Below are 14,383 nucleotides of genomic sequence, written 5' to 3' on the forward strand. Positions count from 1 at the left end.
CCTCGGGTTGTTCAGCGCAAGCCCTGACCCGCAGCGTATTCGGCCCGCTGGATCAGCTCGACTTTGTAGCCATCGGGGTCGGTCACGAACGCGATCACGGTGCTGCCGCCTTTGACGGGGCCGGCTTCGCGTGTGACTTTGCCGCCAGCGGCTTTGATTTTTTCGCAAGCGGCATAGGCATCGGGCACGCCCAAGGCGATGTGGCCGTAGGCCGTGCCCATCTCGTAGCTTTCTGTGCCCCAGTTGTAGGTCAGCTCCAGCTCGGCGTGGTCCGGGTTGTGGCCGTATCCCACAAAAGCCAGCGAGTATTTGTACTCGGGGTTTTCCGAGGTGCGCAGCAGCTTCATGCCCATCACCTGGGTGTAGAAGTCGATCGAGCGTTGCAGGTTGCCTACGCGCAGCATGGTGTGAAGAAGTCTCATGGTTGATTTCCGGTGGGTGAGGGCATTTCAAAAACAAGGCAGGCCGTGCTGGCGTGGGCATAGAGCGTGCCATCGGGCCCGACCAGTTGGGCTTCGGCGGTGGCCAGCTGGCGGCCGCAGTGCAGCACTTTGGCAACGGCCCGCACACGCTGCACTTTGGGGGTGATGGCCTTGACCAGTTTCACGCTCAAATCGGCCGTGGTGTAGCCCCGGCCAGGCGGCATCATGGTGTGCACCGCGCAGCCCAGCGCCGAGTCGAGCAGGCTGGCAAACCAGCCGCCGTGCACCGTGCCCAGCGGGTTCAGGTGCTGCACACCGGGTGTGCCTTGAAAAATGGCCAGACCCGGGCCGACCTCGATCAGCATGAAGTCCAGCGTCTTGGCCATGTGCGCATGAGGCAGCTCGCCTGAAAGCAGGCCTTGCATGACCTGTAGGCCGGTTTTGCCAGCCACCTGTTCGGGGCGGGCCACACCGGGGCCGACCCCGGCATCCAGGCGTGCGCGCACGTCGCGCTCTTGGGCCAGCCAGGCCTCTAAATGGTTGGGGCGTGTGTCGCTTGTGGTGCTCATGAAATCGAACGCTTTCAGACGGGTACGGTGTAGTTGAGCGCCATGCGCCCGCCGTCCACCGTGACGATCTCGCCCGTGATGTAGCTGGCCGCATCGCTGGCCAAAAAGGCCACCACCTTGGCCACTTCGTCGGGCTCGCCCAGGCGCTTCATGGGCGTGCGCATCATGATTTTCTTTTCGGCGGCCTCGCTGGTCAGCACCGCCTGGCGGGCCAGTTCGGTGGCAATCGTGCCCGGGGCCACGGCGTTGACGCGGATGCCAAAGTCGGCCAGCGCCAAAGACATGGCGCGGGTGAGCTGGTTGATGCCGCCTTTGCTCACGTTGTAGCTGGCGATGTTGGGGATGGCCAGCACCGCGTTGACCGAGCTCATGTTGACAATCGCGCCGCCCCCGGTGCTTTTCATGGCACGGGCTGCGGCCTGACCCATCAAGAACGAGCCCTTGATGTTCACGTTGATGACGGCGTCAAAGTCTTCCTCGGTCACATCCAGAAAATCGGCGGCCCTGAAGATGCCCGCGTTGTTGACCAGCACGTCCACGCGGCCAAAGGCCTGCAGCACATGGTCCACCAGGGCGTCCACATCGGCCTTGCGCGAGACGTCGCAGGCCATGAAACCGGCGCTGTGGCCTGCGCTGCGCAATTCGGCGGCCACGGCCGCGCCGCGTTCACTGTTCACGTCAGACAAGATGACATGGGCCGACTCGGCCGCAAAGCGGCGTGCGCAGGCTTCGCCAATGCCATTGGCCGCGCCAGTGACGATGACCACGCGGCCTTGCAGGCCAAAGGAGAGCTGGTGAGAGGGCAAAAGGGGGGATGTCATGGTCCGTTCTCCAGGGTGGGGTTGGGGGTGCGCCATGCTGCCACAGCGACCCAAAAATGCCTGTCGCCAGAATGCACATCGGTACAGCGACAATGCAAGCATCGCAAAATACCGCATTGTCCAAGAATTAAGCCATGACCACGAACGCTCAAGCCCCCCAAAAACCGAACTCACCGGACTTGTGCGAGCCCTGCGCTGGCATCCAGCGCCATTGGCGCAAAGCCCCTGGCCACGCCGAATTGGTGCAAGGCACCCACCAGCGCGAAGACCGTGGCAACGGTCAAGCCAGCTTCACCCGTTACCGCTGTGACCGCTGCGGTGCGGCTTGGGAGTACGAAAACAACAAAGCCAACCAGCACGCCGGTTGGGCCTTGCTTCAGCATTGAAGCCGCATGAAAGCGCCTCCTAGACTGCAAAACCTCGTTGAAGAAGGCCTGATCGACACTGTGGTGCGTCAGCTCATGAGTGGCAAAGAGGCCATGGTGTTTGTGGTGCGCTGCGGGGACGAAACCCGCTGCGCCAAGATCTACAAAGAGGCCACCCACCGCAGCTTTCGGCAAGCGGTGGACTACACCGAAAACCGCAAGGTCAAGAACTCGCGCTCGGCCCGTGCCATGGCCAAAGGCAGCAAGTTTGGCCGTCAAGAACAAGAAGCCGCTTGGCAAAGCGCTGAGGTGGACGCGCTCTACCGACTGGCCGCAGCCGGTGTGCGCGTGCCCCGGCCCTTCAACTTCTTTGATGGTGTGCTGCTGATGGAGCTGGTCACCGACGCCCATGGCGACGCTGCGCCGCGCCTGAACGATGTGGCCTTTACCCCCGAGCAAGCCCAGCAACACCACGCCACCTTGATTGGCGAAGTGGTGCGCATGCTGTGCGCGGGCGTGGTGCACGGCGATTTGTCGGAGTTCAACATTTTGTTGGCGCACATTCCCGGCGAGGGCGACCTGCCCGGCGTGGACGAACCGGTCATCATCGACTTGCCGCAGGCTGTGGACGCGGCCGGCAACAACCACGCCCAGCGCATGCTGCTGCGCGATGTGGGCAACCTGCGCGACTTTTTTGGGCAGTTTGCCCCCGAGTTGCGCCAGACCGACTACGGCCCCGAGATCTGGAGCCTGTACCAAGCCGGGTTGCTGAGCAACGAGACCGCGCTCACGGGTCGCTTTGAGCGCTCGACGGCCAGTGTGGACATGGCGGCCGTGCTGCGCGAGATCGACGATGCGCGTGACGAAGAAATTGCGCGGCGTTTGCGCATGGCCACACCCTCCGCTTGATGTCTGCGCCGCACCTGAAATTGCCCCATGCTGTGTCGCGTCTGCGCACCGAGCGCCTGGCCCGCAGCGCCAAGCCCTTTTTGGCCCGTGGCGGCATCAAGGGCGAGCGTTGCCCCGGCTGCCGTCTGGTGCCCAGCCATTGCATTTGCGAATTGCGCCCGGAGGTGCCCACGCCAGTGGGCATGTGTTTGCTCATGGCCGACATCGAACCCCTCAAGCCCAGCAACACTGGTTGGCTGATCGCCGATGTGGTGCCAGATACCTTCGCATTTGGCTGGACCCGCACCGAGGTGGACCCGGCCTTGCTGGCGCTGCTGGCCGATCCGCAGTGGCAGGCCTTTGTGGTTTTTCCGGATGAATTTGTGGCGCCTGAGAGGGTGGTGCACGCGGTGCCCACCCTGTCAAAAAACTTGCCCTCTGCCCAGCGCCCGTTGTTCATCCTGCTCGACGCCACCTGGCCCGAAGCCCGCAAGATGTTCCGCAAAAGCCCCTACCTGAACTGCTTGCCTGTGCTCAGCCTGGCCCCCGACCAGGTCTCGCGCTACCAACTGCGCCGCTCCAAACGCGATGACCACTTTTGCACCAGCGAAGTGGCTTCGCTGTGTCTTGAACTGGCAGGCGAGCCGCATGCCGCCGATACCCTGCAGGCTTATCTGGACGTCTACACCCACCATTACCTGCAGGCCAAACACCAACTGCCGCCCGACCTGCTAGGCGTTGCACATGCGCATTGGCGTGCTTTGAAACTGGCATGACGCCTTTGTGTTGTTGAAAGGAAATTGCTGTGTCCAACACCCCGTTTACGCCTCTTGTTCCAGCTGCGAGCCACGCTGTTTTGAGTTCACGCACCATCGAACGTCTGGTCACCGGCCAGGCCACCTCGGACGGTGCAGGCGTCAAGCTCAGTCGCATCCTCACGCAAGACCTGCAGCACCGGCTGGATCCGTTTTTGATGCTGGACGCCTTTGGCAGCGACAAGCCGGACGACTACATCGCCGGTTTCCCGGACCACCCGCACCGGGGTTTTGAAACCGTGACCTACATGATTGCCGGGCGCATGCTGCACCGCGACAGCGCGGGCAACGAAGGCCTGCTGCAAAACGGCGGCGTGCAATGGATGACCGCAGGCCAAGGCGTGATCCATTCCGAAATCCCGCAGCAAGCCGATGGCGTGATGGAGGGTTTCCAGCTGTGGCTCAATTTACACAGCTCTGAAAAAATGCAGGTGCCCTGGTACCGCGATTTTCAGAATGCGCAACTGCCGCAGTTGGAGACGCCCGAAGGCGTCGCCGTCACGGTGATCGCCGGCAGCAGCCATGGCGTGCAGGGCGCAGTCCATCGTGAGATCACGCAACCGGTTTATCTCGACGTGAGCATGCCGCAGGGCGCACGTTTTGAGCAAACACTGCCTCCAGGACACAACGCCTTTGTGTACGTCTACCGGGGCGAGGCGCGCATCGCAGGGCAGGCCGTGCCCCTGCAGCGCATGGCCATTTTGAAAAACACAGCCCAAGCCGATGGCGTGGTGGTCGAGGCCCCTTCAGATACCCGATTGATCCTGGTGGCGGGCAAGCCGCTCAAAGAACCCATCGTGCAGTACGGCCCGTTTGTGATGAACACCAAGGAAGAGATCTACCAAGCGCTGGCCGATTTCAGGGATGGGCGCTTGGGTGAGCGGGCTTGATCATCCCCTGAAAACCTTGACAAAGTTTTGCGCTGCTGCCCGCACTTGTTCGGCACTGCGCCCCGGCGCATACAAGGCAGAACCCAGGCCAAAACCGCTCGCGCCTGCCTGACGGTAAGCCGCCATGTTGTCGGGCGTGATGCCCCCCACGGGCATGAGGGCAGCCTCAGGAGGCAACACGGCGCGCAGGGCTTTGACGGTGGCGGGTGAAATCATCTCGGCGGGGAAAAGCTTGAGGCCGTGCGCTCCTGCACCGAGCGCGGCAAAGGCTTCGGTGGGCGTGGCCACGCCGGGCAGCACCACCATGTTCAGGGCCAAGGCTTTTGCCACCACGCCGGGGTTGAAGTTGGGGGCCACGACCAAGCGCCCGCCTGCCGCGTGAACGTCTTTGACCTGCTGGGCGTTCAGCACCGTGCCTGCGCCGATCAGGGTGTTGGGGAAAAGCCGGCTGAGCGTGGCGATGCTGTGCAAGGGCTCGGGCGAGTTCAGCGGTACCTCTATGATGGCAAAGCCGCTGTCCACCAACGCTTGGCCGATGGCCGGCGCTTCGGTGGGGGTCAGGCCGCGCAAGATGGCGATCAAGGGCAGCTGGGCCAAGGCCTGGTTCAGGACAGGGGCGGGGTTTGTGGGCTGTGTCATGGCTTGAAGGTCCAAGGGTGTGAGCAGGCGCTGGCCAGCGCGAACAGGCCTGCCCAAGTGGCTTGCGCGCCATGGCTTTGGCAGGCTATGCCCAAGTGTTGCAGGGCCAGGCTGTAGCGCTGGGTGAGGGTGTCACTGCCGATCAAGACCACCGGTCCCTGCGCTAAGGGCACGCTTTGGGTGCGCAGCTCTTCGCCGATCAGCAGGCCCGACAAGTAACTGGGCAATTGGGCTGCGCTCAGGCGGTCAAACAAGCCCAGTGTGCGCACGGCAAACAGGTGGTGCAGCACGCTGCCCGCTCGCTGGCTTTGGCCCACGCCTTGCAAAAAAATCGCTGGGTCGAAGGCCCCGTTCAGGTCCAGGGTCTTGCCCAAAATCGAGTGCTGGCTCATCAACGCAAACACCTCGCCGGTCATGAAGGTCTGAAACTGCATGACGCGTCCGCTGTGGACTTGCACCCATTTGCTGTGCGTGCCCGGCAGCACCAAGGTGGCGTTGTCGCGCCCGGTCAATTGCAGCGCGCCAAAGATCTGCACTTCTTCGCCACGCATCACGTCGGGCGTGTGCAGCGTGTCGGCACTTGTACAGCTCAAACCCGGCACCAGGGCCATGCGATCGGGCTGCAGCCACAGCAGGTGTTGGCTCAGCTCGGCAAAGCCCGCAGGGCAGGGGCAGTAGGGCGCCTCTTGCCAGCCTTGGCGGCTACCGGCCATGCCAGAGATCAGGCACAGCGCGCCCTCGGCTTGCATCCAGTCTCCAAAGAGTTCGTCGAACACCGCTTCAAACTGGCCCGGCGGCACGGTGAGGATGCCGCGTGGAAATTCGCGTGATTCGAGCACCTGGCCGCTGGTGCCCAGCCGTGCGCCACGCAGCGAAGAGGTGCCCCAGTCGATGGCGATCAAAGGTCTCTTCATGCTCATGAGGCGGTGCCTTTCGATGGCGCGTTCAACACCTTCAGCACGGTGTCGCGAGAGGGCAAGGGGCCGACCGCGCCGAAGCCTTGCACCGACAGTGCGGCTGCGGCATTGGCATAAGCGCAGGCCGCCCACAAGTCGTCTCCAGCCGACAAACGCGCCAGCAGGTTGCCTGCAAAACAGTCTCCCGCGCCCGTGGCGTCTAAGGCCGTGACCGCATGGCCCGGTATGCGGTGTTGGTTCTTGCCGTCACTGGCCAGCGCGCCGTCGCCGCCCAATTTGAGCACCACTTGCGCTGCCCCCTGGGCGTGACTCCAGGCAATGATGTCGGCCGCTTTGGTGAGGCCCGTGAGTGCGCTCATGTCTTCGAGGCTGGGCAAAAACAGATCACACAGACCCACCGCTTGGCGGATGCAGGCCTGCGCCCGGGCCAGTGGCCACAGCGACAAACGCAAGTTCGAGTCGAGCGCCACCCGAGTGCCAGCGTTGCGTGCATGCGCCATGGCGGCAAAAGCCGTGTCGCAAGCCGAGGCGGAAATCGCCAAAGAGATGCCCGACAGGTGCAGCCACTGGCTGCAGGCAATGGCGTCTTGCCAGTGCGCCAAGTCTTGTGGCTGCATGCGGCTGGCCGCCGATCCGGCACGCGCATAGCTGAAGTGGTGACCTTGCGCATCGTGGCTCACAAAGTACATCCCGGTGGGCGCTTGTGCATCTCGCAGCACGGTGGTGCTGCCCACGTTTTCGCGTTGCCACAGGTCCATGAGGCACTTGCCCCAACGGTCGGTGCCCAGACGCGTCAGGTAGGCTACCCGCGCACCGGCCCGTGCCGCAGCAATCGCGGCGTTGCTGGTGTCGCCACCAAAACCTTGGGCATAGAGCGGGGCGTCGTTTGCGTCTGAATGGGGGCCTTGGTTGAACTCGACCATGGCCTCACCCAAGGCCACGATGTCGAGGGTTTTGGATGGCTGTGTCATGTGAACAAAAAGAGCAAGGACTCAGTGTGCGGTGGGAGAATCAGCGCAAAACGGTCCACGCGGTGAATGGAGCAAAGCGAGATGAAAGACGATTTTGTACTGAACGCGGCTTGCAAGGGCTTCCCCTTGGCGGCTGAGCCCTGCGCGGTGTCCCAGTTGGGCGCACGCAACTGGAACCTGCTGGACGATGCGCTGGCTTACCCGGTGGCCGTGTTGCGCCGCCCAGCACTCGCGCACAACCTGGCCTGGATGCAAGACTTTGTGCAGCGCAAAGGCGTTGCCTTGGCGCCGCATGGCAAGACCACCTTGTCGCCGCAGTTGTTTCGCATGCAGTTGCAAGCCGGCGCTTGGGGCCTGACCTTTGCCAACGTGCACCAGCTGCGCGTGGGTCTGGCGGCCGGGGTGCAGCGCGCCATCATCGCTAACCAATTGGTGTCGGATGCCGACTTGGACGGATTGGATCTGTTGTTGCGCCAGCACCCGCAGGCCCAGGTGTGGTTTTTGGTGGACGCTGTGGCGCAGCTCGATCAGCTGGCCGAGTGGGGGCGTCGCCGGGAGAGCCCCCGTTGCTGGGACGTGTTGTTGGAGCTGGGCATTGCGGGGTATCGCACCGGCTGCCGCACGCACGAACAGGCCTTGGTATTGGCGCAGGCCATGGCTGCATCGCCTTGCGTGCGCTTGGGCGGCGTGGAGTGTTACGAAGGTGGACTGGGCCAATGCGACAGCGCCCACGACATCGAGGCCGTGAGCGGTCTGGTGCGCAGCGTGCAGGCTTTGGTGCAGCAGATCGATGCGCAAAACCTGTGGGGTGGTGACGAAGTTTTGCTGTCGGCGGGCGGCTCGGCGGTGTTCGATTTGGTGATCCCCATGCTCAAAACGCAGGTCAAAAGCCGACCGGTGCAAGGCGTTTTGCGCTCGGGTTGTTATGTGACGCACGACCACTGGAATTACGCCCGTTACCTCAAACTGGTGGAAGCGCGCGAGGGTCTGAGCGCTTCGCTGCAACCCGCGCTGGAGATCTGGACCCGGGTGCAATCGGTGCCCGAGCCAGGCTTGGCCATTTTGACGGCAGGGCGGCGCGACCTGTCCTTTGACCAGTGCATGCCCATGCCGGTGCGCTGGGCGGCTCGCGGGCAAAGTGGTCAAGATGCCATGCAAGCCACGCCCGCTGCCTGGAAAGTCAAGGCGCTCAGCGACCAGCACGCGCACATGGTGTTTGATGCCGAGGGCGTCTGGCCGCAAGTAGGTGACCGCGTGGCTTTGGGCATTTCGCACCCCTGCACCACGTTTGACAAGTGGCGCTGGATGGCCATCATCGAAGACGATGGCCGCATCAGTGGGGCAATCAGCACACATTTTTAAATGGCGAACCCGTGTCAAAAAAGAAAAGGTCGCCACGCAGCCTCCGCGTGGCGACCTTTTTGAAGTTCACTTCAAACCGTTCAAGGCCTCGGCCGGGTAGCCTGGGCGGGTCTTGCAGTCCTCGATGTACTGCTCAATGATGGCCTCGTAGCTGGCATCGGCGCGCAAGCCCAGGGCATGCGCCCGCTCAAAGGTGCAGCCCTTGGCCCAGTTGTCCACGATGGCGGCGATGCGTTCGTCTTTTTGGAAAGTCACGCGGGCACGCACGGCAGGTCCACCGACCTTCTCGAGGGCTGCCAGCATCTCGCTCACCTTCACATTCAGGCCCGGCAGGTTCAGCGCCATGCGGCCGCCGAAGGCTTCGCGGCTGGCTTCGAACACGGTGATCAGGCCGTGCACGGTGTTTCCCGGCGAAGAAATGGGGTGCGACACGGTGGCATCCACTGGGCAGGTGGTGGCGGTGCCGGCCAAGGGCTCACGGATGATGCCGCTGAAAAACGAGGAGGCTGCGCCATTGGGCTTGCCGGGGCGCACGGCCACGGTCATCAAGCGTGCAGCGCGGCCGTCGATGTAGCCCTTGCGGGTGTAATCGGCCACCATGTACTCGATCATCAGCTTGTGCGTGCCATACGAGGTTTGCGGCGTGGGCAAGGTGGTGTCTGCCACCAGCGTGGGCATGGGGTTGGCCGCATCGGGGCCGAACACCGCGACCGAGCTGGCAAACACCAGGCGCGAAACTTTGCCGCTGGCGCGAATGCCGTCGAGCAGCAAGCGCGAGCTGTCCACGTTGGAGCGCAGGCCCAGGTCAAAGTCCAGTTCGCATTCGCCCGAGACGGCCGATGCCAAATGGAACACGCCATCGAAGCCACTCTTGAACAAGTCACCCTGTTCCAGCATGGGTCCAGCGTGGCCCTGGACCCGTGGGTCGGCCAGCAAATCTGCCGGGGCAGGGAACAGGTCGGCAATCACCAACTCGCGCACGCTTTGGCCATGGAGCTGTCCGCGCTTCAAAATCTCGCGGGCCAGCCGTGCACCCAAAAATCCGGCACCGCCGGTGATCAAAATTCGCATGTGTTTTCCTTGTCCATCAGTGGTTGTCTTTGGGCACAGCCGAACCGCGTTGACCCACCAAAAAGTCCATGTCCGCGCCTTCGTCGGCTTGCAGCACATGGTCGATGTAGAGCTTCCAGTAGCCAGAATTCATGGCCGGTGCGGGTTTTTCCCACAGGTTCAAGCGGCGTGCCAGTTCCTCGTCGCTGATCATCAGTTGCAATGTGCGTTCAGGGACATTGAGCGAGATCATGTCACCGTTTTGAACCACCGCCAGCGGGCCGCCTGCAGCGGCTTCGGGGCTGGTGTGCAAGACCACCGTGCCGTAGGCGGTGCCGCTCATGCGGGCATCGCTGATGCGGACCATGTCGGTGATGCCTTTGCGCAGCACTTTGGGTGGCAGGGGCATGTTGCCCACCTCGGCCATGCCGGGGTAGCCCTTGGGGCCGCAGTTCTTCAGGACCAATATGCAGGTCTCATCGACATCCAGATTTTCGTCGTCGATGCGTTTGTGGAAATCGTCGCTGTCTTCAAACACCACGGCGCGGCCGGTGTGCTGCATGAGCGCGGGCGTGGCCGCGCTGGGCTTGATCACCGCGCCGCGTGGCGCCAAGTTGCCGCGCAGGATGGCGATACCGGCTTTTTCTTTGAAAGGCGCATCCAAGGTCTTGATCACACGGGGGTCATAGTTCACGGCCGCAGCGTTGTTCTCGCGCACGGTTTTGCCGCTCACGGTGATGATGTTGGTGTGCAAGAGATTTTCGATTTCCTTCATGACCACCGGCAAGCCCCCTGCGTAGCAGAAGTCTTCCATGAGGTGCTCGCCAGAAGGCTGCATGTTCAAGATGCAGGACATTTCACTGCCCAATCGCTCAAAGTCATCCAAGGTGAGTTTCAAGCCCAGGCGACCCGCAATCGCGATCAGGTGAATGACGGCGTTGGTCGAGCCACCGATGGCGGCCAGTGTGCGGATGGCGTTTTCAAAAGCTTCGCGGGTCAGCACTTTGCTGATGGTCTGGTCGGTGTGAACCATCTCCACAATCCGGCGACCCGAGTCGCGCGCCAACACATTGCGACGACCATCCACAGCTGGGAAAGTGGCATTGCCCGGCAAACCAATGCCCAGTGCCTCGACCATGCAGGCCATGGTGCTGGCCGTGCCCATGGTCATGCAGTGGCCATGGCTGCGGTGCATGCAGCTTTCGGCATCAAAGAAGTCGGCCAACTTCAAGGTGCCCGCACGCACCTGTTCGCTCATGCTCCAGACGCCCGTTCCTGAGCCGAGTTCTTGTCCGCGCCACTTGCCGTTGAGCATGGGGCCACCGCTGATGCCAATGGTGGGCAGCCCAACACTGGAGGCGCCCATCAGCAAGCTGGGGGTGGTTTTGTCGCAACCCATGAGCAGGACCACGCCGTCGATCGGGTTGCCTCGGATGGATTCCTCGACGTCCATGCTGGCGAGGTTCCGGTAGAGCATGGCGGTGGGGCGCAACAGCGTTTCACCGAGCGACATCACGGGAAACTCAAGAGGGAATCCGCCAGCCTCGTAAACCCCGATCTTGACCTGCTCGGCCAAAGCGCGGAAGTGCGAGTTGCAGGGCGTCAGTTCGCTGAAGGTGTTGCAGATGCCGATGACTGGGCGCCCGTCAAACTGGTCATGAGGAATGCCCTTGCCCTTGACCCAGCTGCGGTAGGCAAAGCCGTCGCGGTCTTGGCGTCCAAACCATTGCTGGCTGCGCAGGTCTTCGGGTTTTTTACGAGGGGTATCGCTCATGGGGTGTTTCCGTGGGTAGGGCGGTTAGGGATGCTGAAAATCCTATCGTATGACGATAGAAAAAAAAGCCGTGCTTGTAAAGCCAGTGACACGCGGGCAAACCCTAGATGCCAAAACGACCGATCCTAGGGTTTACCAGAGTCTGTCCCGGGCCTTCAATCATCATATGATAGGTCGCTGAATGCAGACGTCATGACGAACAATTTCCACAAAAATTCTCTTGATTTATTGGGCCAGGCTATTTTGTCTGGCCGCTATGCTGTGGGCGCGAGTCTGCCCCCTGAGCCCATCTTGTGCGAAGCCTTGGGTGTGAGCCGTACCGTGGTGCGCGAGGCCATCAAGTCCCTGGTGGCCAAAGGATTGTTGGTCACCGGTCCCAAAGTCGGTACTCGGGTCATGCCCGATGCCCACTGGAATTGGTTTGACCCCGATGTGGTGGCTTGGCAGTCGGCCTGTGGTTTGACGCCTGATTTCTTGAAAGATTTGCAAGAGCTGCGCCGAGTGGTCGAGCCTGCTGCTGTCCGTTTGGCCGCTGAGCGGGCCACGCCCGAAGACATTGCGCACATCGAAGCCGCTTACGCTGGCATGAAACAAGCGGTGGAGCAGGGGGGCGATTACGTCACGCACGACCTGCGTTTTCATGAGGGTTTGCTACAGGCTTCGCACAACCGCATGCTGGTGCAAATGAGCAAGGCGCTCAATGCTTTGCTGCGCACCAGTTTCGAAATCTCCACCCGCATCGAGGATGGCACCAAGACCTCCTTGCCTTTGCACCGGGCGGTGCTCAACGCCGTGATCGCGCGCAACCCTGCCAAGGCCGAACGGGCCGTGATGGTCCTGATCGAAGGGGCTCGGCAAGACATTGAGCAGGTGTTGGCCTCGCGCCGCAAGTTGCCGATGGTCTCGGGCGTGGCCACGCCCATCAAATCGAAAGTCCGGTCTCATCCGTCAGCCGCCAAGAAAGCGCTTAAAAAAGTAGTCAGGGCAATGGCCTGAGCCGAAAGACACGCATGCAAACAACCATCCATGTTTTTTTCAAACTGCTGGAGTTCCTGGTGGTGACGTGCCTGGTGGCCATGGTCATCATGGTCTTTGGCAACGTGGTGCTGCGCTACGGTTTCAACTCGGGCATATCGGTTTCGGACGAGATGTCGCGCTACTGCTTCATCTGGCTGACCTACATCGGAGCGATGGTGGCCATGCGCGAAAAAGGCCACTTGGGTGTGGACACCCTGGTGCGGCGTTTGCCCCTGGGCGGCAAAAAGCTGTGCTTTTTTCTCAGCGAAATCCTGATGCTGCTTTGCAATGCTTTGTTTTTTTGGGGCACTTGGAAAATGCACGACTTGCAAGTGACCAATATCTCGGTGGTGGTGGGCATTTCCATGATCTGGATTTATGGCATCGGTTACGTCACAGCCAGCGTCATGGCGGTGATGAACCTCAACCAACTGCGCTTGCTGCTGACCGGTCGCCTGAAAGAGGAAGACTTGGTGATGGTGGTGGAGTCTGAGGACACCGTGGTGCTCGAAGACCTGGAACCCAAAGCGGTGACACCTGAAGGGCGGGGGCGCGCATGACCATCGCTGTTTTTGTGTTCAGTCTGCTCGGGGCCATGGCCTTGGGCATGCCCATTGCCTATGCCTTGCTGGTGTGTGGTTTGAGTTTGATGGCCTACATGGCCAGCAACGGCATGATCAATGCGTTCGACAGCCAAATCCTGGCGCAGCGCTTTGTCGATGGGGCCGACAACTTCCCCTTGCTGGCTGTGCCCTTTTTCTTGTTGGCCGGTGAGTTCATGAACGCGGGGGGCTTGAGCCGCCGCATCGTCAACCTGGCCATGGCCTGGGTGGGACATTTCAGGGGCGGTTTGGGTTATGTGGCTGTGATGGCCGCGGTCATCATGGCCTCGCTGTCGGGCTCGGCCGTGGCCGACACGGCGGCGCTCGCGGCCTTGTTGATTCCGATGATGAAGCGGGCAGGCTACAACGTGGGCCGTTCTGCCGGTTTGATCGCATCGGGCGGCATCATCGCGCCGGTGATCCCGCCTTCGATCGGTTTCATCATTTTTGGTGTCGCAGCCAACGTCTCCATCACCAAGTTGTTTTTGGCGGGCATCGTGCCAGGCCTGTTGATGGGTGTGGCCATTGGCTTGACGTGGTGGTGGGTGGCCAAGCGCGAAAACGTGCAGCCGGGACCACGCATGAAGCTGGCCGAAAAACTGCAGGCCACCCGTGAAGGCATCCTGGCCCTGGGCTTGCCGGTTTTCATCATCGGGGGCATGAAGTTTGGCGTGTTCACCCCAACCGAGGCCGCTGTGGTCGCGGCCGTGTACAGCTTTGTGGTGGGGGTGTTCATTTACCGTGAGTTGGAGTGGTCCAAGTTGTACGGATTGATTTTGGCGGCCGGTAAAACCACCTCGGTGATCATGTTCCTGGTGGCTGCCGCCATGGTCAGCGCTTGGTTGATCACGGTGGCCAACATCCCGGCCGAGGTGGCCCGGATGATGGAGCCACTCATGCACAACAAAACCTTGCTCATGGTGGTGTTGATGCTTTTGGTCATTGTGGTGGGCACGGCGCTGGACTTCACACCCACCGTGTTGATCCTGACCCCGGTGTTGATGCCTTTGGTCATCAAGGCGGGCATCGATCCCGTTTATTTTGGTGTGTTGTTCATCATGAACAACGCCATCGGCCTGATCACACCCCCCGTGGGCACGGTGCTCAATGTGGTGTGTGGTGTGGCCAAAATCAACATGGACACGGCCTTTAGAGGGGTGCTGCCATTTTTGTGGGCGCAACTCGCTGTGCTGGCCTTGTTGATTGCTTTTCCATCCATCGTCATCGAGCCGATGAAATGGATGCTGCGATGATTTTTTAACCCCGTGTATTTTTTAAAGG

16 protein-coding genes are annotated in these 14,383 nt (G+C 61.6%); 8 read left to right on the forward strand and 8 right to left on the reverse strand.

The annotated features are described in order from the left end of the window. Window positions 1-11: 11 nt before the first annotated feature. From gloA to B472_RS12295, 3 genes are read right to left on the reverse strand one after another with little or no spacing between them, the layout of a single operon-like run. Window positions 12-422, reverse strand: coding sequence for a lactoylglutathione lyase (gene gloA / locus B472_RS12285; RefSeq protein WP_019427706.1), 411 nt, complete (start codon window positions 420-422; stop codon window positions 12-14). Beyond that, the gene (locus tag B472_RS12290) at window positions 419-991 is read right to left on the reverse strand and encodes a PaaI family thioesterase (RefSeq protein WP_019427707.1); all 573 of its coding nucleotides are present in this window, start codon (window positions 989-991) and stop codon (window positions 419-421) included. The genes gloA and B472_RS12290 overlap by 4 nt, the downstream gene beginning before the upstream one ends. A gap of 14 nt (window positions 992-1,005) precedes the next feature. Next, the gene (locus B472_RS12295; protein ID WP_026039687.1) at window positions 1,006-1,812 is read right to left on the reverse strand and encodes an SDR family NAD(P)-dependent oxidoreductase; all 807 of its coding nucleotides are present in this window, start codon (window positions 1,810-1,812) and stop codon (window positions 1,006-1,008) included. Window positions 1,813-1,946: 134 nt separating this feature from the next. On the opposite strand from B472_RS12295, the gene B472_RS12300 reads away from it, so the two are divergent. From B472_RS12300 to B472_RS12315, 4 genes are read left to right on the forward strand one after another with little or no spacing between them, the layout of a single operon-like run. Next, complete coding sequence (locus B472_RS12300) at window positions 1,947-2,198, forward strand: hypothetical protein (protein ID WP_019427709.1); 252 nt, start codon at window positions 1,947-1,949, stop codon at window positions 2,196-2,198. A 6-nt stretch (window positions 2,199-2,204) separates the two neighbouring features. Next, complete coding sequence (locus B472_RS12305; RefSeq protein WP_019427710.1) at window positions 2,205-3,086, forward strand: PA4780 family RIO1-like protein kinase; 882 nt, start codon at window positions 2,205-2,207, stop codon at window positions 3,084-3,086. Next, a complete protein-coding gene (locus tag B472_RS12310) occupies window positions 3,086-3,841 on the forward strand; it encodes a tRNA-uridine aminocarboxypropyltransferase (RefSeq protein WP_019427711.1) in 756 nt (251 codons plus the stop codon). Before B472_RS12305 ends, B472_RS12310 begins: the two co-directional genes overlap by 1 nt. Window positions 3,842-3,870: 29 nt before the next feature. Further along, a complete protein-coding gene (locus tag B472_RS12315) occupies window positions 3,871-4,770 on the forward strand; it encodes a pirin family protein (protein ID WP_026039688.1) in 900 nt (299 codons plus the stop codon). Here B472_RS12315 and B472_RS12320 read toward each other — a convergent pair whose 3' ends face one another. The 3 genes from B472_RS12320 to B472_RS12330 are packed head-to-tail and all read right to left on the reverse strand — an operon-like array spanning window position 4,771 to window position 7,297. Then, window positions 4,771-5,409, reverse strand: coding sequence for a 2-dehydro-3-deoxy-6-phosphogalactonate aldolase (locus B472_RS12320; protein ID WP_019427713.1), 639 nt, complete (start codon window positions 5,407-5,409; stop codon window positions 4,771-4,773). Beyond that, window positions 5,406-6,329 (reverse strand): 2-dehydro-3-deoxygalactonokinase, encoded by a 924-nt coding sequence (locus tag B472_RS12325; RefSeq protein WP_019427714.1) that lies wholly within the window; start codon window positions 6,327-6,329, stop codon window positions 5,406-5,408. Before B472_RS12325 ends, B472_RS12320 begins: the two co-directional genes overlap by 4 nt. Next, a complete protein-coding gene (locus tag B472_RS12330; protein WP_019427715.1) occupies window positions 6,326-7,297 on the reverse strand; it encodes a sugar kinase in 972 nt (323 codons plus the stop codon). The genes B472_RS12325 and B472_RS12330 overlap by 4 nt, the downstream gene beginning before the upstream one ends. Window positions 7,298-7,378: 81 nt before the next feature. Between B472_RS12330 and B472_RS12335 the strand changes: the two genes are divergently transcribed. Further along, the gene (locus tag B472_RS12335; protein ID WP_116798675.1) at window positions 7,379-8,659 is read left to right on the forward strand and encodes an amino acid deaminase; all 1,281 of its coding nucleotides are present in this window, start codon (window positions 7,379-7,381) and stop codon (window positions 8,657-8,659) included. A gap of 66 nt (window positions 8,660-8,725) precedes the next feature. Here the strand turns inward: B472_RS12335 and denD are convergent, their stop codons facing one another. Beyond that, window positions 8,726-9,730, reverse strand: a complete 1,005-nt coding sequence (gene denD / locus B472_RS12340) for a D-erythronate dehydrogenase (protein ID WP_019427717.1) — start codon at window positions 9,728-9,730, stop codon at window positions 8,726-8,728. A 16-nt stretch (window positions 9,731-9,746) separates the two neighbouring features. Beyond that, the gene (locus B472_RS12345) at window positions 9,747-11,483 is read right to left on the reverse strand and encodes an IlvD/Edd family dehydratase (RefSeq protein WP_019427718.1); all 1,737 of its coding nucleotides are present in this window, start codon (window positions 11,481-11,483) and stop codon (window positions 9,747-9,749) included. Between the two features lie 192 nt (window positions 11,484-11,675). Between B472_RS12345 and B472_RS12350 the strand changes: the two genes are divergently transcribed. Genes B472_RS12350 through B472_RS12360 form a run of 3 tightly spaced genes read left to right on the forward strand, consistent with a single transcriptional unit; the run spans window position 11,676 to window position 14,355 of the window. Beyond that, window positions 11,676-12,479 carry a FadR/GntR family transcriptional regulator gene (locus B472_RS12350; RefSeq protein ID WP_019427719.1) on the forward strand — a complete coding sequence of 268 codons (804 nt, stop codon included), beginning with the start codon at window positions 11,676-11,678 and terminating at the stop codon, window positions 12,477-12,479. A gap of 14 nt (window positions 12,480-12,493) precedes the next feature. Further along, the gene (locus tag B472_RS12355; RefSeq protein ID WP_019427720.1) at window positions 12,494-13,060 is read left to right on the forward strand and encodes a TRAP transporter small permease; all 567 of its coding nucleotides are present in this window, start codon (window positions 12,494-12,496) and stop codon (window positions 13,058-13,060) included. After that, window positions 13,057-14,355, forward strand: coding sequence for a TRAP transporter large permease subunit (locus B472_RS12360; protein ID WP_019427721.1), 1,299 nt, complete (start codon window positions 13,057-13,059; stop codon window positions 14,353-14,355). Before B472_RS12355 ends, B472_RS12360 begins: the two co-directional genes overlap by 4 nt. Window positions 14,356-14,383 lie beyond the last annotated feature (28 nt).

It is taken from the genome of Limnohabitans sp. Rim28, assembly GCF_000293865.2.
In the GTDB taxonomy this organism is placed as follows: Bacteria; Pseudomonadota; Gammaproteobacteria; order Burkholderiales; family Burkholderiaceae_C; genus Limnohabitans_A.

Excerpts from the sequence above, each read along its gene's own strand:
- B472_RS12335 (WP_116798675.1), top strand. The coding sequence starts at position 7,379 with ATGAAAGACGATTTTGTACTGAACGCGGCTTGCAAGGGCTTCCCCTTG.
- B472_RS12350 (WP_019427719.1), top strand. The coding sequence starts at position 11,676 with ATGACGAACAATTTCCACAAAAATTCTCTTGATTTATTGGGCCAGGCT.
- B472_RS12325 (WP_019427714.1), bottom strand. The coding sequence starts at position 6,329 with ATGAGCATGAAGAGACCTTTGATCGCCATCGACTGGGGCACCTCTTCG.
- gloA (WP_019427706.1), bottom strand. The coding sequence starts at position 422 with ATGAGACTTCTTCACACCATGCTGCGCGTAGGCAACCTGCAACGCTCG.
- B472_RS12345 (WP_019427718.1), bottom strand. The coding sequence starts at position 11,483 with ATGAGCGATACCCCTCGTAAAAAACCCGAAGACCTGCGCAGCCAGCAA.
- B472_RS12330 (WP_019427715.1), bottom strand. The coding sequence starts at position 7,297 with ATGACACAGCCATCCAAAACCCTCGACATCGTGGCCTTGGGTGAGGCC.
- B472_RS12360 (WP_019427721.1), top strand. The coding sequence starts at position 13,057 with ATGACCATCGCTGTTTTTGTGTTCAGTCTGCTCGGGGCCATGGCCTTG.
- B472_RS12305 (WP_019427710.1), top strand. The coding sequence starts at position 2,205 with ATGAAAGCGCCTCCTAGACTGCAAAACCTCGTTGAAGAAGGCCTGATC.
- B472_RS12290 (WP_019427707.1), bottom strand. The coding sequence starts at position 991 with ATGAGCACCACAAGCGACACACGCCCCAACCATTTAGAGGCCTGGCTG.
- denD (WP_019427717.1), bottom strand. The coding sequence starts at position 9,730 with ATGCGAATTTTGATCACCGGCGGTGCCGGATTTTTGGGTGCACGGCTG.
- B472_RS12300 (WP_019427709.1), top strand. The coding sequence starts at position 1,947 with ATGACCACGAACGCTCAAGCCCCCCAAAAACCGAACTCACCGGACTTG.
- B472_RS12355 (WP_019427720.1), top strand. The coding sequence starts at position 12,494 with ATGCAAACAACCATCCATGTTTTTTTCAAACTGCTGGAGTTCCTGGTG.
- B472_RS12310 (WP_019427711.1), top strand. The coding sequence starts at position 3,086 with ATGTCTGCGCCGCACCTGAAATTGCCCCATGCTGTGTCGCGTCTGCGC.
- B472_RS12295 (WP_026039687.1), bottom strand. The coding sequence starts at position 1,812 with ATGACATCCCCCCTTTTGCCCTCTCACCAGCTCTCCTTTGGCCTGCAA.
- B472_RS12320 (WP_019427713.1), bottom strand. The coding sequence starts at position 5,409 with ATGACACAGCCCACAAACCCCGCCCCTGTCCTGAACCAGGCCTTGGCC.